The 21,337-nt window shown below is 66.7% G+C and carries 16 protein-coding genes and 7 tRNA genes; 14 read left to right on the forward strand and 9 right to left on the reverse strand.

Annotated features, from left to right (window positions below; all coding sequences use genetic code 11):
- The first annotated feature begins 5 nt into the window (after nt 1–5).
- From flhA to CXB49_RS17090, 5 genes are read left to right on the forward strand one after another with little or no spacing between them, the layout of a single operon-like run.
- Entirely contained in the window at nt 6–2,087 is a 2,082-nt protein-coding gene (flhA, locus tag CXB49_RS17070) for a flagellar biosynthesis protein FlhA (RefSeq protein ID WP_101709503.1), read from the forward strand.
- A gap of 6 nt (nt 2,088–2,093) precedes the next feature.
- Complete coding sequence (gene flhF / locus CXB49_RS17075; protein ID WP_101709504.1) at nt 2,094–3,569, forward strand: flagellar biosynthesis protein FlhF; 1,476 nt, start codon at nt 2,094–2,096, stop codon at nt 3,567–3,569.
- The gene (locus tag CXB49_RS17080; RefSeq protein ID WP_199406707.1) at nt 3,560–4,444 is read left to right on the forward strand and encodes a flagellar synthesis regulator FleN; all 885 of its coding nucleotides are present in this window, start codon (nt 3,560–3,562) and stop codon (nt 4,442–4,444) included. The genes flhF and CXB49_RS17080 overlap by 10 nt, the downstream gene beginning before the upstream one ends.
- The gene (locus CXB49_RS17085; protein WP_101709506.1) at nt 4,441–5,184 is read left to right on the forward strand and encodes an RNA polymerase sigma factor FliA; all 744 of its coding nucleotides are present in this window, start codon (nt 4,441–4,443) and stop codon (nt 5,182–5,184) included. The genes CXB49_RS17080 and CXB49_RS17085 overlap by 4 nt, the downstream gene beginning before the upstream one ends.
- Nucleotides 5,185–5,241: 57 nt before the next feature.
- Nucleotides 5,242–5,991, forward strand: coding sequence for a flagellar motor protein (locus CXB49_RS17090; protein WP_101709507.1), 750 nt, complete (start codon nt 5,242–5,244; stop codon nt 5,989–5,991).
- A 77-nt stretch (nt 5,992–6,068) separates the two neighbouring features.
- On the opposite strand, the gene CXB49_RS17095 is transcribed toward CXB49_RS17090, so the two are convergent.
- Nucleotides 6,069–7,475, reverse strand: coding sequence for an exonuclease domain-containing protein (locus tag CXB49_RS17095; RefSeq protein WP_233492846.1), 1,407 nt, complete (start codon nt 7,473–7,475; stop codon nt 6,069–6,071).
- Between the two features lie 181 nt (nt 7,476–7,656).
- On the opposite strand from CXB49_RS17095, the gene CXB49_RS17100 reads away from it, so the two are divergent.
- The 4 genes from CXB49_RS17100 to CXB49_RS17115 all read left to right on the forward strand — a co-directional run bounded on the left by CXB49_RS17100 (nt 7,657) and on the right by CXB49_RS17115 (nt 7,976).
- Nucleotides 7,657–7,733: transfer RNA gene (locus CXB49_RS17100), tRNA-Arg, on the forward strand.
- Nucleotides 7,734–7,738: 5 nt separating this feature from the next.
- A tRNA-Glu gene (locus CXB49_RS17105) sits at nt 7,739–7,813 on the forward strand.
- Between the two features lie 7 nt (nt 7,814–7,820).
- A tRNA-Arg gene (locus tag CXB49_RS17110) sits at nt 7,821–7,897 on the forward strand.
- Between the two features lie 4 nt (nt 7,898–7,901).
- Nucleotides 7,902–7,976 (forward strand) — tRNA-Glu (locus CXB49_RS17115).
- A gap of 87 nt (nt 7,977–8,063) precedes the next feature.
- Here CXB49_RS17115 and CXB49_RS17120 read toward each other — a convergent pair.
- Genes CXB49_RS17120 through CXB49_RS23705 form a run of 4 tightly spaced genes read right to left on the reverse strand, consistent with a single transcriptional unit; the run spans nt 8,064 to nt 12,656 of the window.
- A complete protein-coding gene (locus CXB49_RS17120) occupies nt 8,064–10,493 on the reverse strand; it encodes an ABC transporter permease (RefSeq protein WP_101709508.1) in 2,430 nt (809 codons plus the stop codon).
- 10 nt (nt 10,494–10,503) lie between these two features.
- Nucleotides 10,504–11,181, reverse strand: a complete 678-nt coding sequence (locus CXB49_RS17125; RefSeq protein ID WP_101709509.1) for an ABC transporter ATP-binding protein — start codon at nt 11,179–11,181, stop codon at nt 10,504–10,506.
- 12 nt (nt 11,182–11,193) lie between these two features.
- Complete coding sequence (locus CXB49_RS17130) at nt 11,194–12,486, reverse strand: efflux RND transporter periplasmic adaptor subunit (protein WP_101709510.1); 1,293 nt, start codon at nt 12,484–12,486, stop codon at nt 11,194–11,196.
- On the reverse strand, nt 12,483–12,656 hold the full coding sequence (locus CXB49_RS23705) for a hypothetical protein (RefSeq protein WP_158300928.1): 174 nt from the start codon (nt 12,654–12,656) through the stop codon (nt 12,483–12,485). The genes CXB49_RS17130 and CXB49_RS23705 overlap by 4 nt, the downstream gene beginning before the upstream one ends.
- A 227-nt stretch (nt 12,657–12,883) precedes the next feature.
- Between CXB49_RS23705 and CXB49_RS17135 the strand changes: the two genes are divergently transcribed.
- From CXB49_RS17135 to CXB49_RS17145, 3 genes are all read left to right on the forward strand, one after another.
- Nucleotides 12,884–14,212 (forward strand): sigma-54 dependent transcriptional regulator, encoded by a 1,329-nt coding sequence (locus CXB49_RS17135; RefSeq protein WP_101710752.1) that lies wholly within the window; start codon nt 12,884–12,886, stop codon nt 14,210–14,212.
- On the forward strand, nt 14,202–15,398 hold the full coding sequence (locus tag CXB49_RS17140) for a PAS domain-containing sensor histidine kinase (protein WP_101709511.1): 1,197 nt from the start codon (nt 14,202–14,204) through the stop codon (nt 15,396–15,398). Before CXB49_RS17135 ends, CXB49_RS17140 begins: the two co-directional genes overlap by 11 nt.
- Before the next feature lie 122 nt (nt 15,399–15,520).
- A complete protein-coding gene (locus tag CXB49_RS17145; protein ID WP_199406708.1) occupies nt 15,521–18,202 on the forward strand; it encodes a TonB-dependent siderophore receptor in 2,682 nt (893 codons plus the stop codon).
- Between the two features lie 123 nt (nt 18,203–18,325).
- Here the strand turns inward: CXB49_RS17145 and CXB49_RS17150 are convergent.
- From CXB49_RS17150 to CXB49_RS17165, 4 genes are all read right to left on the reverse strand, one after another.
- A tRNA-Glu gene (locus CXB49_RS17150) sits at nt 18,326–18,400 on the reverse strand.
- Nucleotides 18,401–18,403: 3 nt separating this feature from the next.
- Nucleotides 18,404–18,480, reverse strand: a tRNA-Arg gene (locus tag CXB49_RS17155).
- A 6-nt stretch (nt 18,481–18,486) separates the two neighbouring features.
- Nucleotides 18,487–18,580, reverse strand: a tRNA-Ser gene (locus tag CXB49_RS17160).
- Nucleotides 18,581–18,641: 61 nt separating this feature from the next.
- Complete coding sequence (locus tag CXB49_RS17165) at nt 18,642–19,868, reverse strand: aspartate kinase (RefSeq protein WP_101709512.1); 1,227 nt, start codon at nt 19,866–19,868, stop codon at nt 18,642–18,644.
- Nucleotides 19,869–20,056: 188 nt separating this feature from the next.
- Here CXB49_RS17165 and CXB49_RS17170 point away from each other — a divergent pair, with 188 nt between their 5' ends.
- Both CXB49_RS17170 and CXB49_RS17175 read left to right on the forward strand, forming a co-directional pair.
- Nucleotides 20,057–20,938: a hypothetical protein gene (locus tag CXB49_RS17170; protein WP_101709513.1), complete on the forward strand. Its 882-nt coding sequence runs from the start codon at nt 20,057–20,059 to the stop codon at nt 20,936–20,938.
- Between the two features lie 18 nt (nt 20,939–20,956).
- Complete coding sequence (locus tag CXB49_RS17175) at nt 20,957–21,325, forward strand: response regulator (protein WP_101709514.1); 369 nt, start codon at nt 20,957–20,959, stop codon at nt 21,323–21,325.
- Nucleotides 21,326–21,337: the final 12 nt, after the last annotated feature.

A 21,337-nucleotide genomic window follows, 5' to 3' on the forward strand; every position in this document is an offset into this window, starting at 1 on the left:
CCAGCATGGACTCCATCCTCCAAATTCTAAAGGGACTGAAGATCTCCCAGCTCGCCGGGCCGCTGCTCATCATCCTGATCCTGGCGATGATGGTGCTGCCGCTGCCGCCGGTGCTGCTGGACATCTTCTTCACCTTCAACATCGCGGTATCGGTGATCGTGCTGCTGGTGGGGATCAACGTCCGCAAGCCGCTGGACTTCTCGTCCTTCCCGTCGGTGCTGCTGATCACCACGCTGCTGCGATTGTCGCTGAACGTCGCCTCCAGCCGGGTGGTGCTGCTGGAAGGCCATACCGGCCCCGACGCCGCCGGCAAGGTGATCGAATCGTTCTCCCACTTCCTGGTCGGCGGCAATGTCGCCATCGGCATCGTGGTGTTCATCATCATCACCATCATCAACTTCATGGTGATCACCAAGGGCGCCGGCCGGATCGCCGAAGTGTCGGCCCGCTTCACGCTGGACGCGATGCCCGGCAAGCAGATGGCGATCGACGCCGACCTGAACGCCGGCCTGATCGGCGAAGACGAGGCCCGCCGCCGCCGTTCGACCATCGCCGAGGAAGCCAACTTCTTCGGCGCGATGGACGGTGCGTCCAAATTCGTCCGCGGCGACGCGATGGCCGGCATCCTGATCATTCTGATCAACATCATCGGCGGCCTGATCGTCGGCGTGGTCCAGCACGATCTGCCGGTCGGCCAGGCCGGCGAGACCTACACGCTGCTGACCATAGGCGACGGCCTGGTCGCCCAGATTCCGGCGCTGATCATCTCGACCGCCGCCGGTATCGTGGTGTCGCGTGTCGGCACCGATCAGGACATGTCGGAGCAGTTCCTGACCCAGCTGTTCACCAAGCCGCAGGTGCTGTACATCACCTCGGCGGTAATCGGCACGATAGGCCTGATTCCGAACATGCCCCACCTGTCCTTCCTGCTGATCGCCGGCACGCTGCTGCTGTTGGCGCGCACAATGGAGCAGCGCCGCCAGCGCCTGCTGCGGCAGGAGTTGCAGGCGGCCCAGCCGCCGGCTCCGCCGGAGCAGCAGGGCGCCGAGGTCAGCTGGAGCGATGTGCAGCACGTCGACCAGCTGGGCATGGAGGTCGGCTACCGGCTGATCCCGCTGGTGGACCGCACCCAGGACGGCGAGCTGCTGCGGCGCATCCGCGGCATCCGCAAGAAGATCGCCCAGGATCTCGGCTTCCTGGTGCCGCCGGTCCACATCCGCGACAATCTGGAAATCAAGCCCAACGCCTACCGCATCCTGCTGAAGGGGGTGGAGCTGGGCAAGGGCGAGGCCTATATCGGCCAGTTCCTGGCGATCAATCCCGGCCGCGTCAGCCGCGAGATCGCCGGCAACGCCACCACCGACCCGGCTTTCGGCCTGCCGGCGGTGTGGATAGACGCCGGCAAGCGCGAAGAAGCGCAAAGCCTGGGCTATACCGTGGTGGATGCCAGCACCGTGGTGGCCACCCATATCTCCAATCTGCTGCAGACCCATTCGGCCGAACTGTTGGGCCGCGAAGAGGTCCAGGCATTGATCGACCATCAGGCCAAGGAGTCGCCGAAGCTGATCGAGGATCTGGTGCCCAAGGTGGTGCCGCTGGGCACCTTGCAGAAAGTGCTGCAGCAATTGTTGTCCGAGGGCATACACATCCGCGACTTCCGCACCATAGTCGAGACGCTGGCCGACCACATCCCGCAGAACCAGGACGTGGACGAACTGACCGGCGCGGTGCGCACCGCGCTGTCGCGGGTCATCGTGCAGCAGTTGTTCCCCGGCGAGGCGGAACTGCCGCTGATGACGCTGGAGCCGCAGCTGGAAAACGTGCTGATGCAGGCGGTGCAGTCGAAGGCCGGCGGCGGGCTGGAACCGGGTCTGGCGGAAAATCTGCTGTCCAGCGCGGCACAACAGACCGAGCAAGTGGAGATTCAGGGGTACAATCCGGTGCTGCTGACGGCGCCGGGACTACGGCCTTTGCTGGCGCGCTTCCTGCGCCGGGCATTGCCGCAGCTGCGTGTGATTTCGCATAATGAGATTCCAGACAATAAATCCATTCGTATAATTGCGGTAATCGGCGGTGGCAAGGGCTAATCGACAATGGTGGTAAAAAAGTTCTTCGGGAAGACCACTCGAGACGCGCTGCGGCAAGTTCGCGAAGAACTGGGAGCCGACGCCCTCATCTTGTCCAACCGCCCCACCATGGGGGGCGGCGTGGAGATCATGGCCGTGGCCGACGCCGACGTCGCCAATCTGGCCAGCACGCTGTCCACCGCCAGCAGCAAGCATCCGCCGCGCAACGCGCCGCCGGTGGTCAGCCGGCCGCAGCAGCCGGCGCCGATTCCGCCCAACGGCAGCGCCGTCAACCGCGCCATCGCCCGCACCTACGCGATGCCGGTCGAGCCGCTGGAAAGCCCGGCGCCGCCCAGGCTGGACGCCGCGCAGCCGCGAATGGAACCGTCGTACGCCCCGCCGCCGCAAGCGGCGCCCGCAGCCAGCGTGCAGGCGCCGGCGCGCCAGGTGGCGCCGCCGGTGGCCCAGCCGCAAGCTCGCGCCGCCGCCATCCAGCCTCCCAGCCGCCCCGCCCAGCCCGTCGTCGCCCAAGCCAACGGCGAGGAGCCCGAGCAGATGGCGCAGGAACTGAAGCTGATAGGCGACGACGAGATCAAGCTGCTCCGCAGCCTGCTGCAAAGCCAGTTGGCCAGCTTCGCCTGGTCCGACATGGAGGGCAAGGCGCCTAACCGCATCGAGCTGTTCAAGCATCTGCTGGCGATGGGTTTTTCCGCCCAGCTGATCCGTCAGCTGATCGAGAAGATGCCGGCGCAGTACCAGGCCGACGTCGCGGTGAAATGGGCCCGCTCGGCGCTGGCCCACAATCTGAAATGCGCCGACGCCGACCGCGAGGTGATGGACCGCGGCGGCATCTTCGCGCTGGTCGGCCCGACCGGCGTCGGCAAGACCACCACCGTCGCCAAGCTGGCGGCGCGCGCGACGATGCGCTTCGGCGCCCAGCACGTGGCGCTGATCACCACCGACAGCTACCGGATCGGCGCGCAGGACCAGCTGCGCATCTACGGCAAGATACTCGGCGTGCCGGTGTTCTCGATCCAGAACGAGGGCGATCTGCAACTGACGCTGGCCGACCTGTCCAACCGCCACATCGTCTTCATCGACACGGTCGGCATGGGACAGCGCGACGCCCGGGTGCTGGCGCAGATCGACATGCTGCGCACCGCCGGCCGGCCGATCGAGCGCTTGCTGCTGCTGGCCGCCAACACCGATGGCCACACGCTGGAAGACGTCGTGCGGCGCTACCGCGGCGACGGCCTGGCCGGCTGCGTCCTGTCCAAGATAGACGAGGCGGTGGCGCAGGGTCCCAGCCTGGACGTGATCATCCGCAACCGGCTGAAGCTCTATTACGTCACCAACGGCCAGCGCGTGCCGGAAGACCTGCACGCCGCCAACGCCGCCTTCCTGGTAGACCGCGCGATGCGCGCGCAGCAGATCGGCTCGCCGTTCGCGCTGCAGGCCGAGGAGCTGCCCATCATGCAGGCGGCGCAGGCGGGATGGCTGTAAGCGTCATGCAGGACCAGGCCGCCAGTCTCCGCATGCTCGCCGCGCAGCAGAAGCGCGCGCCGAGCTTCGCTTTCATCGGCTCCGAACACGCCGGCACCAGCACGGTGGCGACCGAGTTGGCGCTGGGCCTGGCCTACGCCGGGCTGCGGCCCTTGCTGGTGGACTGCTGTCTGGGCCAGGTGCAGACCCGGCGGCTGGGCGTGCCGTCGACGGCGACGCTGGAAGGCCAGATGATAGGCGCCGGCGGCCTGGACGACATGCTGATCGCTTCGAGACAGGGCGTGCAGTTGATCAATCTCTATGCGCAACCGGAGCAACGTGCCTTATTCTCCACACAGCTGTGGCTGCGGCTGGGCAGCGAATTCGGCGCGCTGGAGCGCGACGCCTCGGCGCTGCTGATCGACGCGCCCGATCCGGCGCGCGATCCGATACCGGCCAGCGTGGCCGACAATCTGATCTTGGTATTAACACCGGCAGCCGACTCGCTGACCACGGCCTACGCTAATATCAAGCGCCTCTCCAGCCTGTACGGCCGGCAGCGCTTCAATGTGCTGATCAACCGCGCGCGCCATCTAGACGAGGCGCGCGAGCTGTTCACCCGGCTGTCGGCGGTGGTGGGGGAGTTTCTGACGGTGTCGCTGCGCTGGGTGGGCTTCGTGCCGCAGGACAGCACGGTGCGCCGCAGCCAGACGCTGCACCGGCCGCTGATGGAAGCCTTTCCGGACAGCGAGGCGGCGGCGGCGTTCTCGCAGCTGGCCGCGGTGCTGTTGCACTGGGACGCGCCGGAAACCGCGCGCGACAGTACCGGATACATGGATTTGCTGATTGCCGCCTCGCGCGACTGGGCCGAGGCAGATGGAGCCAAACCGTTATGACCTTGCCGTCGTTCCGCCGATCGGGCTACGCCAACACGGCCCCCAGCGTCGAGATAGACGTGGAGGCCCACACGCCGCTGGTGCGCAAGCTGGCCAGCATCATGATCGCCCGGCTGCCGGCCTCGGTGGAGCTGGGCGACCTGATACAGGTCGGCATGATCGGCCTGATCGAGGCCGCGCGCCAGTTCGACCCGGCGCAGGGCGTGCAATTCGAAACCTTCGCCAGCCAGCGCATACGCGGCGCGATGCTGGACGAACTGCGGCGCGAGGACTGGCTGCCGCGCCAGGCGCGCCGCAACTCGCGCCAGATCGAGGAAGCGATCTGCCGGCTGGAGCAGCGGCTGGGCCGCTCGCCGCTGGAATCGGAAATCGCCGCCGAGCTGAACCTGGAGCTGGAGCAGTACCAGGACATGCTCGGCGATTGCAAGGGCACCACGCTGCTGCACTTCGAGGATTTCGGCAGCGACGACGAAAACAGCCACAATCCGGTGGCCAACATCGCCGACGACGATTCGCCCGATCCGCTGGCCTCGCTGGCCGACGATGATTTCCGCCAGCAGCTGATCAGCGCGATCAAGTTCCTGCCGGAACGCGACCAGCTGGTGATGGCGCTGTATTACGAACAGGAACTGAATCTGAAGGAAATCGGCGCGGTGCTCGGCGTCACCGAATCCCGCGTCTGCCAGCTGCACAGCCAGGCCATCGCCCGGCTGCGCGCGAAACTGAAGGACTGGCTGTAATCAAACGCCCGTCCCGGATGACGGCGGGCTTCAGACCAGATCGATAACGGAAACATTGTGGACAAGATCAGTTTAATCGCCATCGTGCTCGGCGTGACCGCCATCGTCGCCGGCCAGGCCATCGAGGGGGGCAATATCGGTTCGCTGCTGCAGCTGACCGCCTTCATGATCGTCATCGGCGGCACCACCAGCGCCGTGATGCTGCAAAGCACGCCGAAGCAGTTCATGGCCGGCCTGCGCATGCTGCGCTGGATTTTCCGCCCGCCCAACTTCGACCACGAGAAGATGATCCGCGAAGTGATCAACTGGAGCCAGACCTCGCGCAAGGGCGGCCTGCTGGCGCTGGAAGGCATGATCGCGATGCAGCGCGACCCGTTCACCAAGAAGGGGCTGCAGATGCTGGTCGACGGCACCGAGCCGGACACGCTGCGCGCGGTGATGGATGTGGAAATCAGCATGTTCGAGCACGCCCGCAAGCAGGCGGCGCGGATCTGGGAGTCGGCCGGCGGCTATGCGCCGACGATGGGCATCCTGGGCGCGGTGCTGGGCCTGATCCACGTGATGGAGAACCTGTCCGACCCGTCCAAGCTGGGCGGCGGCATCGCGGTGGCCTTCGTCGCCACCATTTACGGCGTCGGCTCGGCCAACCTGTTTTTCCTGCCTATGGCCAACAAGCTTAAGCACCTGGTGGCGTCGGAGCTGGCGATGAAGGAGCTGGTCGTCGAGGGCATCGTCGCCATCGCCAGCGGAGAGAACCCGCGCATCATCGAGAGCCGCCTGCGCGGCTTCCTGGCGATGCATGAGTAGGCCCCGCGCCGATCACCGCCGGACTTGAAAAAAGGCAAGCATCGCTTGCCTTTTTTCATGCTGGCCGCCAAAAGCGCTCACAATGGCCGCAACGCCCTGCCCGGCTTGCGCAACTCGCTCTCCAGCAGCTTGTAGTAGTCGAGATCGAAGGCCGGCTCGCCCTCCAGCTCGCCGCCGTTGCGGCGGCTACCCAGATAGCACCAGCGGTCGAACAGGTGCTCGACCACGTCGCCGCACACCTCGTCACGCTCCGCCACCGCCACCGCGCCCTCGAACGGCCACGGCTTGACCCTGAGCCGCTGCAGCGCCGTTTGCAGACGGCGGTTGTGGCTGTCGGCGCCCTCGTCGCCGACGCAGGCGCCGCGGCAGCGGCCGATGCGGTAGGCGGCGCACGGCGCGCCCTTGCGGCTGGTGACCTGCTCGACGCCGAGCACCGCCTGACACAGGCCCTGGGCCAGCGCGATCTGGGCCAGGGCCTTGCGCGCCTCGCGCGCGTGGCGGAACAGGCCGTACAGATCGGCGGTGCGGCTGAAGTCTATGGTCTGCGCCGCCACCGACAGCGGCCGCACGAAGCCGTCGTCGCCCGGCGACAATTGCAGCGTGCACACCTCGCCCATCATGCGCGCGCGCGGATTGTGCAGCGGTTGCAGGCGGCGCAGCCACTGCAGCTCCAGCAGATGGGCGCCGAACTCGCCAAGGCTCTCGCGCCATTCCAGCCGCGCCACCGCCTCGTCTATCCGCGCCTCGTGGCTCTTCTGTCCCGGCTTGCGCTCGGCGAAGTGGGCCAGCGCCTTGCGGTACAGATTGGGCGCGCGGCCGACATAGAGCGCGCCGCCGTCGACGCCGAACAAGGCGTAGACGCCGGCGGAGTCCGGCATGTCCTCGATCTGCTGCTGCAAATCGGCCGGCAGGCTGGACAGCTCGGCCGGCTGGGCCAGCAGCTGGGCCGCCTCGTGCGCGATCCGATCCTGCCCCAGCTCGGCGCCGGCGACCTCCAGGAAGCGATGCACGGCCTCGGCGTCGGCCAGCGCCCGATGACGCTCCGGCATCTCGATGCCATGCCGCTCGATCAGGCTGTCCAGGCTGTGCTTGAAATGCTGCGGATACAGCCGGCGCGACAGCTTGACGGTGCACAGCGTGCGCGCCTGGAAGCGCAGGCCGTAGCGACGGAATTCGTTTTTCAGGAAGCCGTAGTCGAAACGGGCGTTGTGCGCCAGCAGCAGCCGGCCCTGCAAACGCGCCAGCAGCTCGGCGGCCAGTGCCGAGAACGGCGGCGCGGCCGCCACCATCTCGTTGCTGATGCCGGTCATGTTCTCGATGAACGGCGGTATCGGCTGGCCGGGATTGACCAGCCAGGACAGGCGTTCGACCCGGTCCCCGTCTATCAGCACCAGGCCGACTTCGGTGATGCGGTCGCGGCTGATGTTGCCGCCGGTGGTTTCCAGGTCGACGATGGCGCAGGGCTGTGCAAACAGTTTATTCAATCTCGATTCGCTCTCGCTGATCAGGGGCCGCGACGTCTTATGCCATCATGTTGGCCGGCCGCGACAGGGACAGCGGGCCAGTTTACCGGCTTTGCAAAAAAAAGCCTACGAGGTGTTGACAGTCAAAAACCCCCTCTGTATTATCCGACCTCTCGCAAGACACAACGTCTCGCGAAACAGCGCACCCGTAGCTCAGTTGGATAGAGTATCTGGCTACGAACCAGAGGGTCGGGCGTTCGAATCGCTCCGGGTGCGCCAGGCATGTCCCTATAGTTTAGCGGTTAGAACACCGCCCTTTCACGGCGGTAGCCGGGGTTCGATTCCCCGTGGGGACGCCAACAATACGCACCCGTAGCTCAGTTGGATAGAGTATCTGGCTACGAACCAGAGGGTCGGGCGTTCGAATCGCTCCGGGTGCGCCAAGCTGTCCCTATAGTTTAGCGGTTAGAACACCGCCCTTTCACGGCGGTAGCCGGGGTTCGATTCCCCGTGGGGACGCCAGGATTCAAGAAAAAGCCCAGCATGCAGATGCCGGGCTTTTTCGCATTTCCCCTTGGCAAAAAGGCCGCCCGCAGGCGGCCCGCCTCCTCAGCCCCGCAAGGCCAGTACCGGTCTCAGCCTCAACGCCGTCAACAGGTGGCGCCACACCGCCAGCACGGCCACCAGCACGCACAACAGCAGCGACAGCAGCAAGGTCCAGCCGCCTATCGGCGCGCGCTCGACGAAGTCGGCCAGATACTGGCGAATGTACAGCCAGGCCGGCAACAAGCCGATCGCCGCGCCGACCAGCAAGACCAGCAGGAACTCGCGGCCGATCAGCCTGACGATCGCGCCGCCGTCGGCGCCGTGCAGCTTGCGCAGCACCACTTCGCGCGTCATCCGCTGCACCGAGTAGGCCGACAGCACATAGATGCCGAAACCGGCGATCAGGATGGAGACGCCGGCCGCCGCGGCCAGCAGCTGCGCCAGCTTGATGTCGCCGCTATAACGCTGGTTCAGCTGGTAACGCGCGCTTTTGATCTCCAGCGGATAATCGGGAAAATAGCGCGGCCACAGGCGGCCGATGCCGGCGCGCAGCGTCGCCTCGTCGCCGCCGAAGCGCAGCGACACGATATTGGTCGAACTGTGTCCAAGCTGGTAGAGCCAGGATCTCGGCCGCTCCCGCGCGCTCTGCAGCTTGACGTCCGACACCACGCCCAGCACCGGCATCGCCTTGCCGGACTCGTTGCGCAGGCTCCGCCCCACCGCCTGCTGCGGCGTGGCGAATCCGAGTTCGCGCGCCGCCGCCGCGCTCAACACCCAACCGTCCCCGGCCTGGTCGGCGCCGTTCGCGCAGCCGGCAAGCAGGCGTCCCGCCAACAGCTTGACGCCGTAGGTCTGCAGATAATCGCAGCCGACCAGCCTGATCTCCAGATTGACCGAGCCCTGGTCCGCCCGCTTGAACGTGCTCATCCGCATCATGCCGTCCACCAGATTGTTGCCGCTCAAGGCCGCCCCGCGGACGCCCGGCAACGCAGCCAGCGCGGTGCGCAAGGCCGCGCGCGCGGCCTGGTCCCGCGGCGTGCTGCCCCCCGCCTCCATCGTCAGGACGCCGTCCACCGCGAAACCCGGATCCAACCGGCTGCCATGCCAGGTCTGCCAGGCGATGGCCAGCGTCACGCCGCTCAGCCCCATCGCGGTGGCGAATTGCAGCACCGTCAGGCCGCGGCGCAGCCAGATGCCGTGGCGAGTCTCCTGCTGATCGCGTCCGGCCAGCGCCTGGGTGGCGCGCACCCTGGCCGCCACCCAGGCCGGATAGGCGCCGGCCAGTCCGCCGACCAGCACGGCGGCCGCCAGGGCCGTCAACACGCTGCCGACCGAAAACACGCCGCCAAGCTCCCGCTCCATCAGATAGCCGAAAACCGGCAGCAGCAGCCACGCCAGCAGCAGGCCGAACAGCACGGCCAGCAGCGCCACCAGCACGGACTCCGTCAGAAATTGCCCGGCCACCCGGCCCACGCTGGCGCCCAGCACCTTGCGCACGCCGATCTCGCGCTGGCGGCGCACGGTGCGCACCGTGGCCAGATTGACGTAGTTGATCGCCGCCAGCAGCAGGATCAGCACGCCGATGGCCGCCAGTCCCAGCACCTGCGTCAGGCTGCCGTGCGCGCCCATGTCCATCGGACTGTCCCGCAAGTCCGGATCGAAATAGACGTCGGCCAGAGAATTGGAGGCGAAGCTCGCCAGCGGCCGGCCGCCCAGCATCTGCCGGAAGCCGGCGGGCAGCGTGCGCGAGAAGGACGAGCGGTCGAACACCTGCTGCAGGCGGCTCACCGCCTGCTCCGCGGACAGGCCCGGACGCGGCCGGAAATACACCTTGCCGCCCATGCTGCCCCAGTTGTCCAGCATCTCGTGGCGGCCGGCGGCGTCCACCGCCGAAAAGTTGCGCCCGCTCAGCATCGAATAGGGCTGGGTCGACGTCAGCGGCGGCGTGGCCAGCACCGCCGCCACCTGATAGTTCTGCCGATTGATGCTCAGACGCTTGCCGACGGCATTGACCGTGCCGAACAGTTGCACGGCCTTTTCCTCGGTCAGCGCCATGCTGTCCGGTCGCGTCAGCGCCGCCCCCAGATCGCCGGCCACCAGCTTCAGCTCAAGCAGCTCGGCGAAATCCGGGTCCACCAGCAGCACATGCTGCGTGCTGACCGTCGAGGCCACCCGCACCGGCAGCTCATAATCCCAGGCGATGCTGGCCTTGTCCGCCAAGCCGCCGTCCCTCAGCGCCTGCACCGCGGGAAACGGCGCCAGACTGCTCCACTGCTTGTCCATTTCCGGCAGGTTGAACCGGGTCTTCAGCTGGTACACCCGCTCCCGTTCCGCCAGATGCTGGTTGTACTGCATCGAAAAACGCACATAGCCCAGCAACAGGAAGCAGCTGGCGAAACCGATCGCCAACCCCGCCACCACCAGACCCGACCAGGCCGATTCTTTCGCCAGCCAGCGCCAGCCTACGCGGAAATCCCGCAACAAATCCTTCATCGCCGTCTCCTCACAACTGCAGCGCGTCGACGACGACGCGGCCGTCCAGCATATTGATGGTGCGCGAAGCCTGGGCGGCGTGCGACGGCGAGTGGGTGACCATCACCACGGTGGTGCCGTCGGCGTTGATCTCGCGCAGCATCTTCATCACCTCGTCGCCATGGGCGCTGTCCAGATTGCCGGTCGGCTCGTCGGCCAGCAGCAGCGCCGGTTCCGCCACCAGCGCTCGGGCGATCGCCACGCGCTGCTGCTGGCCGCCGGACAGCTGCGAGGGCCGGTGTCCGGCCCGGTGGCTGACGCCCAGCCGCTCCAGCGCGGCCGACACCCTGGCCTTGCGCTCGGCCGCCGGCACATCGGAATACTCCAGCGCCAGCGCCACGTTTTCGCGCACCGTCAATTCCTCGATCAGATTGAAGCTCTGGAAGATGAAGCCGATGCGGCCGCGCCGCAGGCGGTTCAGCCTGGCCTCGCTCCAGCCGGCCACATTGTGTCCGTCGAACCAGTACTCGCCGCTGTTCGGCACGTCCAGCAGCCCCAGCAGCGACAGCAGCGTCGACTTGCCGCAACCGGACGGCCCGGTGACGGCGACGTACTCGCCGGCCTCGATTTCCAGATCGACGCCGTTCAGCGCGCGGGTCTGCACCTCTCCGCCGATATGCAGCTTGGTGATATTGCTCAGCTTGATCATGTTTTCCTCTTCTTATGGTTGCAGCGTCAGCTGCCGATACTTGCCGAAACCGGCATAGGAGGAGACGATGACCCTGTCTCCCGCCTTCAGTCCTCCCAGGATTTCCAGCTGGGTCTGGCTGCGGCGGCCGATGCGGATCGCGCGGCGCTCGGCGCTGCCGCCGTCGCCGCTCAGCACCATCGCCCACGTTCCGCCGGTGTCGTTGACGAAGGCGCCGGCCGGCAGCACCAGCCCGCGCACCGGCTCGCCCAGCGTCAGCCGGCCGTCCAGGCCCTGGCCGGCGCTGAGCGCGGCGTCCGGCTTGCCGTCGAACTGCAGCTCCAGCTGGAAATGTCCGTCCTGCACCTGCGGATTGATCGTGCCGACCCGCGCCGGCAGCGTGCGGCCGTCCAGTTCGATGCCGGCGCGCTGACCGCGCCGGACCCGGCCGAGATAGAACTCGTCCACCTGGGCGTTCAGCTTGTAGCTGCCCAGGCTGTCGACCCGGCCGGCCCGATCGCCCGGCTTCAGCGAGCTGCCCACCTGCAGATTGAAATTGGTCAGCTGCCCGTCCATCGGCGCGCGCAGCGACAGCGCGGCCAGGCTGTCGGCCGCCATCCGCGTGCCGCGGCTCAGCTCGTCCTGCGCCTGCCGCATCTGCCGCAGCGCGTCCCGCTTGATGTCCAGCTCCTGCTCCCGGCTTTTCTGCTCGTCGCGGTAGTCGTCGCGGTACTGCTGCAGGCGATCGCGCGAATCCTCCAGCGCCGCCGCGGAAATAAAGCCCTGCGCCGCCAGCGCCGCGTCGCGCCGGTATTGCCGCTCCTGCTGCTTCAGCTTCAGCGCCAGATCGCTGAGCCGGCGGCGGTAGTCGCTGCGCGTCGCCTCCAGCTGCTCGCGGGTGGACGACAGATTGGCGTACTGCTGCGCCAGATCGGACTTGCGCGCCAGCAAGTCCAGCTGGCGCTGCGGATTGGACAGCCGCGCCAGCACCTGGCCGGCGCGGACCCGGTCGCCGTCATGCGCCAGCACCTCGTCCACCCGGCCGCCCTCCACCAGGTCCAGCAGCACCGACTGCGCCGGCTGCACCGTGGCGCGCAGAACCACCTCGTCGCTGAAAGTGCCGGCCGCCACCGCCGCGATCTGCACCTCGCCGGCGGCAACGCGCAGGCCGGCCGGCTGCCAGGTCCACCACGCCGCGACGCCGGCCAGCGCCAGCAGCGGCGCGAGCAACCAGGCCGGACGGCGCCGGAACCAGCGCTTGCGCGCCACCGCCTCGTCCATCGCCGCGCCGCTGACCGGCAGTTCCGCCTCCCGAGAGGCGCTCACAAGCCGCCCCCCAGGTTCAACTGCAGGCGCAGTTGCAGCGCGCCCAGCGTGGCCCGCAGCAACAGGCCGCCGGGATGGCAATGCAGCGCCAGCGACGGCGACGGGAACAGCGCGAAAACCAGCAACGCCGCCAACGCGCCGACGGCCAGGATGAAAGACTTGCCCGCCATGGCGGAACCCTCCTCGATTGCGAATGCCCGTACTACAGCAATCGGCGTGCCAGCTCTTGCATCCCATTAAATTCAATGACTTGCAAAACCCATCCAATCAAACCGTCCGCATTCGGACAGGCGAGTGTCCGGATACGGACAGTGTCCGCGCGCCGGACCGTCCATCGCGCTTGCCAAGCCGGCGTTTGCCGCGCACCATCATGCCTTTGTCCTGCCGCATCACGACCATGAGCAAGCCCTGCATTCTGCTGATCGAAGACGACGCCGACGTCGCGCTGGCCGCGCGGCTGCTGCTGCGCAAGCTGGGCGACTGCGTCCACCTGCCCCACCCTGACCGGCTGGACGACTTCCTGGCCCGGCAGACGCCGGACGCGGTGCTGCTGGACATGAACTACACGCCCGGCGCCGTCTCCGGGGCCGAGGGCCTGGCCGTGCTCGCCAGGCTGCGCGCGCTGCCGGCGCCGCCGCCGGTCATCGTGCTGACCGCCTACGCCGACGTGCCGCTGGCGGTGGCCGCGCTGAAACAGGGCGCGCAGGACTTCGTCACCAAACCCTGGGACAACGACAAGCTCTGCCAGACCGTGGCCGGCGCGCTGGCCCAGACCGGCGGCGCGGACGCGGCGTCGACCGCGCCGGCGCTGCTTGGCGAATCGGCCGCGATGGACCGCCTGCGCGCGATGATAGCCAGAGTCGCGCCGACCGAGGCCAATGTGCTGATACTCGGCGAGAACGGCGTAGGCAAGGAATTGGTGGCCCAGGCCATCCACCAGGCCTCGCGCCGCGCCGGCGGCCCGTTCCAGAGCGTGGACATGGGGGCGCTGCCGGAATCGACCTTCGACAGCGAGCTGTTCGGCCACCGCAAGGGGGCCTTCACCGACGCGCGAAGCGACCGCAGCGGCCGCTTCCAGAGCGCCGCCGGCGGCACGCTGTTCCTCGACGAAATCGGCAATCTGCCGCTGGCCGGCCAGGCCAAGCTGCTGACCGCGCTGGAGCGGCGCCAGATCACGCCGCTGGGCGCAGACCGGCCGGAAGCGCTGGACGTGCGCGTGCTCAGCGCCACCAATCTGGACGAGACCCGGCTGCACGATCCCCTGCATTTCCGCCGCGACCTGCTGTTCCGCCTGAACACCATCGTGCTGCGCGTGCCGCCGCTGCGCGAGCGGCGCGATGACGTCCCGCTGCTGGCCCGGCACTATCTCGCCCATTACGCCGCGCAGTATGGCAAGCCGGCCCGGCCGCTGACAGCGGCGGCGGCGGCGGCGCTGGCCGATCACGACTGGCCCGGCAATGTGCGCGCGCTGCGCCACGCCTGCGAGCGGGCGGTGATCCTGGCCCAAGGCGACGAATATAGCGCCGCCGACTTCGATCTGGGACCGGCCGCCCTTCCGGCCGTCGGCGCCCTCTCCGGCGACGCGCCGCTGAAGCTGGACGAGCGGGAACGCGCCGCCATCCGCCAGGCGCTGGACAGCTGCGCCGGCAATGTCAGCCACGCCGCCCGCCTGCTCGGACTGTCGCGCGCCGCGCTGTACCGCCGGATGGAAAAGCATGGTCTTTAAACGTTCCGCCGCAAGCATCGCCTGTTGCGGCGTCCTGCTGCTGGGCTGCGGCGCCGGCGCCGGACTCTGCGCCGCCTCGCCCAGGCTGGCGACGCTGTGGCTGATCGCCGCGCTGCCGTTGCTGATATGGCTGTCGCGCGCCGCGCGAGGCGGCGGCGCGCCGCCGCTCGAGACCGAACCGCCGGCGCAGCCGGCCAGGCAAAGCGCCCAGGCCATGCAGGAGATCCGGCTCGAACACGCGCCGCTGGCGCTGTTCCGGCTCAGCGGTGAACAGGCCGAGCCGCTGAACGCCCGCGCCCGGCGGCTGGTGGCCCCCGGCTACGCCAGCGAACCGGAGGCGCTGTACCGCCAGTTGCTGCGACAGCAGGACGAACGCCAGTGGATACGCTTCGACACCGAGCGCGGCGTCGAGCGCGCGCTGGCCGCCAGCAGCAGCCTGATCATAGACGGCAGGCAGGAAAAGCTGCTGGCGCTGCTGCCGCTGGAAAGCGAGCTGGAGGCCGAGACGCTGCGCGCCTGGCAGCAATTGGTGCACGTGCTGACGCACGAGATCATGAATTCGCTGACGCCGGTGGCCTCGCTGTCGCGCAGCGCCGGCGCGCTGCTGGCGGAAGCCTCCGCCTCGATACCGGCCGAGCTGGGCCAAGAACTGGACATCGCCTTCGCCGCGATCAGCCGCCGCGCCGACAGCCTGGCCGACTTCGTCGGCAGCTACCGCAGCCTGTCGGCGCTGCCCGAACCCAAGCCCGAGGTGGTGGCGCTGAGCGGGCTGTTCGAGCGCCTGCAGGCGCTGGTGGCGCCCGGCTGGCGCGAACGCGGCGGCGAGGCCAGCTTCCGCGTGGAGCCGGCCACGCTGGAAGTGCGCGTCGACGCCGGCCAGCTGGAACAGGCGCTGATCAATCTGATCAAGAACGCCTTCGAGGCCACCGCCGGCCAGCCGCGCGCCCGGCTCGAGGTGATCGCCAGTCCCGGCCGCGGCGGCCGCTTGCGGCTGGAAGTGTGCGACAACGGCCCCGGCGTGGCCGAAGACCGCATCGAGCAGATCTTCACCCCGTTCTACTCCACCAAGGCCAAGGGGCGCGGCATCGGCCTGGCGCTGGTGCGACAGCTGGTCAACGGCAACGGCGGCACCGTGCGCTACGCTCGCAATCTGGGCGGCGGCGCGCGGCTGATCCTGACATTCTGAACTAACGCATATATTCCTAAGGCATTAGTTTTGCAAAAAATAATTGCAACCGAAAAATGACATGATGATAAATTTTATTTTCCGAAATTGCCCGAGGACCAGCTTTGGCCTGGTTACATTCCGTGAAAATAAAATCAACATTTCATCTGACTGTCATTGCGGCCGCCCTGCTGGCGGCCGGCCAGGCTCGCGCCGATGACGCCGCGCCGACCGACTCGCTGGAGCGCGTCACCGTCACCGGCTCGCGCATCGCGCGCTCGGCCAAGGAAGGTCCGACCAGCGTCACCGTGATCAGCGGCAGCGACATCGAGAAACAGGGTTACACCAATGTCTTCGACGCGCTGAACAATCTGACGCAGAACACCGGCTTCACCCAGGGAGCGGACTACGGCAACACCTTCACGCCGGCCGCCAACGCCATCAGTCTGCGGGGCCTGGGCCCCAACCACACGCTGACGCTGATCAACGGCCGCCGCGTCGCCGACTACCCGACCGCCTACGAGGGCGAAGTCAACTTCGTCAACCTGGCCAACATCCCGGCGGCGCTGATAGACCGAATCGAAATCCTCAACGGCGGCGCCTCGGCCATCTACGGTTCCGACGCCATCGCCGGCGTGGTCAACATCATCCTGAAAAAGAAGACCGACGCCGTCAACGTCAACCTGAAGGTAGGCGGCGCCCAGCACCACGGCGGCGAAAACGCCCGCCTGCAATTGAGCGGCGGCAAGAGCTGGGACCAGCTCAGCCTGGTGTACGGCCTGGAGCTGAGCCAGCGCAACGCGATCTGGGCCGGCCAGCGCGATTTCATGTCGACCTCCACCGCGCAGGGCGAGGCGCCGTCGCTGATACTGGGCCGCCGCGTCGCCGGCGGCAACTATCTGGACTCCGGCAGCGCCTGCGGCAATCTCGCCGGCCTGTTCGCCGGCAACGTCGGCACCGTAGGCAACGGCCAGTCCGGCTATTGCGCCAGCAACCGGCTGAAGCCGACCTACTGGACGCTGCAGACCGCCAACCAAAGCCAGAGCGGCTTCCTCAGCCTCAGCTACCTGATCAACTCGCATGCCGAACTGTTCAGCGACGCGATGCTGGCCTTCAACCACACCGAGAACAATACCCGCGGTCCCAGCTGGACCTCGGCCGCCGGCCAGGGCGGCTACTTCCTGAACCAGAACAGCGGCAACTACGAAATCTGGAGCAAACGCTTCGCGCCGGAGGAGCTCGGCGGCGCCGACAACTACAACCGCAAATGGGACGACGTGGCCGCCAACCTGACGCTGGGCGTGCGCGGCGACCTCTCCGGCAGCTGGAACTACGAACTGGCCTACAACGCCTCGGTCTACACCAGCCAGAGCACCAGCCCGATGCTGCTCGCCGGCGTCGACAGCTATTTCCTTGGCCCGCAGCTGGGCACCGACAGCAAGGGCGTGCCGATCTACGCGCCCGGCACCGGCCGCTTCTACCAGCCGCTGACCGCCGCGCAATCGGCCAGCCTGATCGGCAACAGCGTCGGCCAGAACAAATCCTGGCTGCAGGCGCTGAGCCTCAGCGCCAGCGGCGAGCTGTTCCAACTGCCGGCCGGACCGGCCAAATTGGCCGGCGTCGCCGAATGGGGCAGCCAGGGCTTCAGCAACGAGCCCGACGCCAGACTGAACCAGGGCGTGTTCTTCAACGCCTCGCCGGCGGTCAAGGCCGCCGGCACCCGCGCGCGCTCGGCGCTCGGCGGCGAGCTGCTGCTGCCGCTGGCCAAGCCGCTGAACCTGACGCTGTCCGGCCGCTACGACCGCTACCAGACCGACGACAGCAGCGAGGGCAAGTTCACCTACGGCGCCGGCCTGGAATACCGCCCCATCGGCAGCCTGCTGCTGCGCGGCAACTACGCGACCAGCTTCCGGGCGCCGGACATGAGCTATCTGTTCCAGACCCAGACCCGCGGCTATTACGCCTCCAGCACCGACTACTGGCGCTGCGCCCAGGCCGGCCAGCCGCTGGCCAGCTGCCAGTACGCCGGCGTGTCGCCCGGTTCCAACTACATCAGCAACGGCAACCCGGACCTGAAGCCGGAAAACGGCAAGTCCTACGGCCTGGGCTTCGTCTGGTCGCCGAGCCGCGACGCCGACATCTCGCTGGACTACTGGAACATCACGATAGACAACCTGGTCACCACCCTCAGCGCCGACCAACTGCTGCGCAACGAGGCGCTGTGCCGCGGCGGCCTGCTGGACATCCATTCCTCGCAGTGCCAGGACGCGCTGAACCGCATCGTGCGCAATCCGGCCAACGCGCTGGTCGATCCGGGCGCGATCAACACCATCATCGTCAACCCGATCAACGCCGCCAGCGAGCGCACCAGCGGCATAGACCTCAGCGGCAAATACAATCTGCGCACCGCGAACTACGGCGACTTCCTGTTCAAGGCCACCTACACCAAGGTGCTGACGCATAGCTATCAGCAGTTCGCCAGCGATCCGGCGCAGAACGAGCTGACCGATATGTCGAACACCGACTGGCCGGACAAGCTGGATTTCAGCACCACCTGGAATATCGGCAACTGGACGTCGACGTTGCTGCTGACCCGCTACGGCAAGATCCCCAACGGCGCCGGCAACGGCTATCTGACGCCCAGCGTGCTGGCCAATCTGAGCGTGGGCTACCAGTTCGACAAGAAGACCTCGGTCAGCCTGATCATCAACAATCTGCAGGACTTCGTGAAACGGGACGACAGCGGCGGCTGGCCGTATTATCCGGTCGGCAATTACTCGCCTTACGGCCGCCAGGGCTGGGTGGAAATCAACCATCGCTTCTGACGGGCAAGACGACGGGACGCCGCGGCGTCCCGTTTTTTTACGCCGCCGGCGGCAAATGGAAAATACCGGAACGATGAACGCGAAAAAGCCCAGCATTTTCATGCTGGGCTTTTTCTTGAATCCTGGCGTCCCCACGGGGAATCGAACCCCGGCTACCGCCGTGAAAGGGCGGTGTTCTAACCGCTAAACTATAGGGACAGCTGGCGCACCCGGAGCGATTCGAACGCCCGACCCTCTGGTTCGTAGCCAGATACTCTATCCAACTGAGCTACGGGTGCGTTATCTGGCGGAGAAAGAGGGATTCGAACCCTCGATACAGGTTTAAGCCCGTATGCTTCCTTAGCAGGGAAGTGCCTTCGACCACTCGGCCATTTCTCCGTTCAGAGAGCGCCATATTAATTAGCGGCACCCCCTGTGTCAAGGGTAAATCCCAAATTATTTACGCGGCCTGGTCCAATCCGAAAACCTTATGCAATACGCGAACCGCCAGTTCCAGGTATTTCTCGTCCAGCAACACCGACACCTTGATTTCCGAGGTGGAGATCATCTGGATATTGATGCCCTCTTCCGCCAGCGTGCGGAACATCGTCGAGGCGATGCCGCAATGCGAGCGCATGCCGACGCCGACGATGGAAATCTTCGCCACCTTGTCGTCGGCGTCGATCTTGGCGGCGCCGATATGGGTCTGCACTTCGCGCAAGATGGACAGCGCGCGCTGGAACTCGCCGCGCGGCACGGTGAACGAGAAGTCGGTCGCGCCGTTCTCGCCGACATTCTGGATGATCATGTCCACTTCGATGTTGGCATCGGCGATCGGACCCAGAATCTGGTAGGCGATGCCCGGCTTGTCCGGCACGCCCTTCACATTGATGCGGGCCTCGTTGCGATCGAACGCGATGCCTGCCACTACCGCCTTTTCCATGCTTTCATCTTCCTCAAACGTAATCAGGGTGCCCTCGCCTTCGTCCTCGAAGCTGGAGAGCACGCGCAAGCGCACCTTGTACTTGCCGGCGAACTCCACCGAGCGGATCTGCAATACCTTGGAACCGAGCGACGCCATCTCGATCATCTCTTCGAAGGTGACCGTCTTCAGCCGGCGCGCCTCCGGCACCACGCGCGGATCGGTGGTGTAGACGCCGTCGACGTCGGTGTAGATCTGGCATTCGTCGGCCTTCAGCGCGGCGGCCAGCGCCACCGCCGATGTATCCGAACCGCCGCGGCCCAGCGTGGTGATGCTGCCGTCCTCGTCGACGCCCTGGAAGCCGGCGACGATGACGACGCGGCCTTCCTTCAGGTCGCCCCGCATCACCTGTTCGTCTATCGACTGGATGCGCGCCTTGGTGTGGGCATGGTCGGTCACCACCTTGACCTGCCAGCCGCAATAGCTCTTGGCCGGCACGCCGATTTCCTTCAAGGCCATCGCCAACAGGCCGATGGTGACTTGCTCGCCGGTGGACACCACCACGTCCAGCTCGCGCGGGTCCGGGTAATCCTGGATGTCCTTGGCCAGGGCGATCAGGCGGTTGGTCTCGCCGCTCATCGCGGATACCACCACCACCACATCGTGTCCCTGAGCCTTCCACTTGGCAACGCGACGGGCCACATTCTTGATGCGCTCGGTTGTCCCGACCGAGGTGCCGCCGTACTTCTGTACGATGAGTGCCATACGTGCTTCTTAATTGAAAAAAGGTTGAAATGTCGAACTTCGATTCTGACCACAGAATGTCGAGAATTGCAAGACGGAATTGAGCCGCCGGCGAGCCGCCAAAGCGCGATACGACAAGTGACAGGCTGTTTGCATCCCCTCAGCGCAACGGCTACAAACAGTAGGAAGACTAGCCTCGGAACCCGTGCATGACCGCCCCTGTTCAACCCTGGCGCTGGATACGGCTGGAAATCGGCCTGATCGTCAACGGGGGAATCCAATATGCCCTGTTCATCGATCATCCACTGTTCTGGCCGGCGCTCGGCCTGACCACGCTGCTGATCCTGTTGCTGCTGCTGTGGCCGTCGGTCCGTCCCGCCTCGCCCGCTCCGCCGCCTCGGGAAAACGACAACCCGTCCGGCTATTGGCGCGAGGTGTCCGGCCACGTCTACGCGCTGCTGCCGCTGTGGGCCGGCCACATCTCGCTGGGACGGGAACAGATAGACGACGCCGCCGCCCAGCTCACCACGCGCTTCGACGGCATGCTGCGCCAGTTGAACCAGCTGGCGGCGACAGCCTCCCCGTCCGCGCCGCAGGACGCCCCGCCCGACGACGGGCCGCTTGACTTGCTGCAGCGGCTGCCGCAGCTGGTCGAGGCCGGGCGACAACTCGAGACGCTGGCGCAATCGTCCGCCGCCGCCCAGGCGCAGGACGGCCCTATCGCCGAGCAGGCCGGCAGCCTGAGGCGGCAACTGGAGGCGCTGGAACTCGACGTCCGGGCCGCGACGCCGCTGCGCCTGGACGCCTCCGCCAGCGCCAAGCTGCAGGCCGCCATCGAGGACATCCTGACCCAGCTGCAATTCCAGGACCGGGTCAGCCAGATACTGTCGCATGTCCAGAACGATATCTGGCAACTGGAAACCACACTGCACGAGGCCTTGCACAGCGATGGAGAACTGCCGGCGCCGCCGGACACCGAGGTCTGGCTCGCCGCGCTGAAAAGCAGCTACACCACCCATGAACAGCGCGCGCTCCACAACCGGGAACATAACGACAAGACGCCCGGATCGAGCGACATCACCTTTTTCTGAAATACGGGGACGCGCCAGATGGCCAAGACCATATTGATAGTCGACGACTCCACCACCTTGCGACAGGTGGTGAAGATGACGCTGGCCGGCGCCGGCTACGATGTGCTGGAGGCCGGCAATGGCAAGGAAGCGCTGGACATCCTGGACGGCCGCAAGATCCATCTGATCATCTCCGACGTCAACATGCCCCAGCTGGACGGCATCGGCCTGCTGAAAAGCATCAAGCAGCTGCCGCACTACAAATTCACCCCGGTCATCATGCTGACCACCGAATCGGCCGAGGACAAGAAGCAGGAAGGCAAGGAGGCCGGCGCCAAGGCCTGGGTGATCAAGCCCTTCCAGCCTCCGGTGCTGCTGACCGCCGTGTCCAAGCTGATTCTGCCCTGAGCGGCGCGACCG

This window comes from Chromobacterium sp. ATCC 53434 (assembly GCF_002848345.1).
Lineage (GTDB): Bacteria > Pseudomonadota > Gammaproteobacteria > Burkholderiales > Chromobacteriaceae > Chromobacterium.

Excerpts from the sequence above, each read along its gene's own strand:
- flhA (WP_101709503.1), top strand. The coding sequence starts at position 6 with ATGGACTCCATCCTCCAAATTCTAAAGGGACTGAAGATCTCCCAGCTC.
- flhF (WP_101709504.1), top strand. The coding sequence starts at position 2,094 with ATGGTGGTAAAAAAGTTCTTCGGGAAGACCACTCGAGACGCGCTGCGG.
- CXB49_RS17080 (WP_199406707.1), top strand. The coding sequence starts at position 3,560 with ATGGCTGTAAGCGTCATGCAGGACCAGGCCGCCAGTCTCCGCATGCTC.
- CXB49_RS17085 (WP_101709506.1), top strand. The coding sequence starts at position 4,441 with ATGACCTTGCCGTCGTTCCGCCGATCGGGCTACGCCAACACGGCCCCC.
- CXB49_RS17120 (WP_101709508.1), bottom strand. The coding sequence starts at position 10,493 with ATGAAGGATTTGTTGCGGGATTTCCGCGTAGGCTGGCGCTGGCTGGCG.
- CXB49_RS17125 (WP_101709509.1), bottom strand. The coding sequence starts at position 11,181 with ATGATCAAGCTGAGCAATATCACCAAGCTGCATATCGGCGGAGAGGTG.
- CXB49_RS23705 (WP_158300928.1), bottom strand. The coding sequence starts at position 12,656 with ATGGCGGGCAAGTCTTTCATCCTGGCCGTCGGCGCGTTGGCGGCGTTG.
- CXB49_RS17135 (WP_101710752.1), top strand. The coding sequence starts at position 12,884 with ATGAGCAAGCCCTGCATTCTGCTGATCGAAGACGACGCCGACGTCGCG.
- CXB49_RS17140 (WP_101709511.1), top strand. The coding sequence starts at position 14,202 with ATGGTCTTTAAACGTTCCGCCGCAAGCATCGCCTGTTGCGGCGTCCTG.
- CXB49_RS17165 (WP_101709512.1), bottom strand. The coding sequence starts at position 19,868 with ATGGCACTCATCGTACAGAAGTACGGCGGCACCTCGGTCGGGACAACC.
- CXB49_RS17170 (WP_101709513.1), top strand. The coding sequence starts at position 20,057 with ATGACCGCCCCTGTTCAACCCTGGCGCTGGATACGGCTGGAAATCGGC.
- CXB49_RS17175 (WP_101709514.1), top strand. The coding sequence starts at position 20,957 with ATGGCCAAGACCATATTGATAGTCGACGACTCCACCACCTTGCGACAG.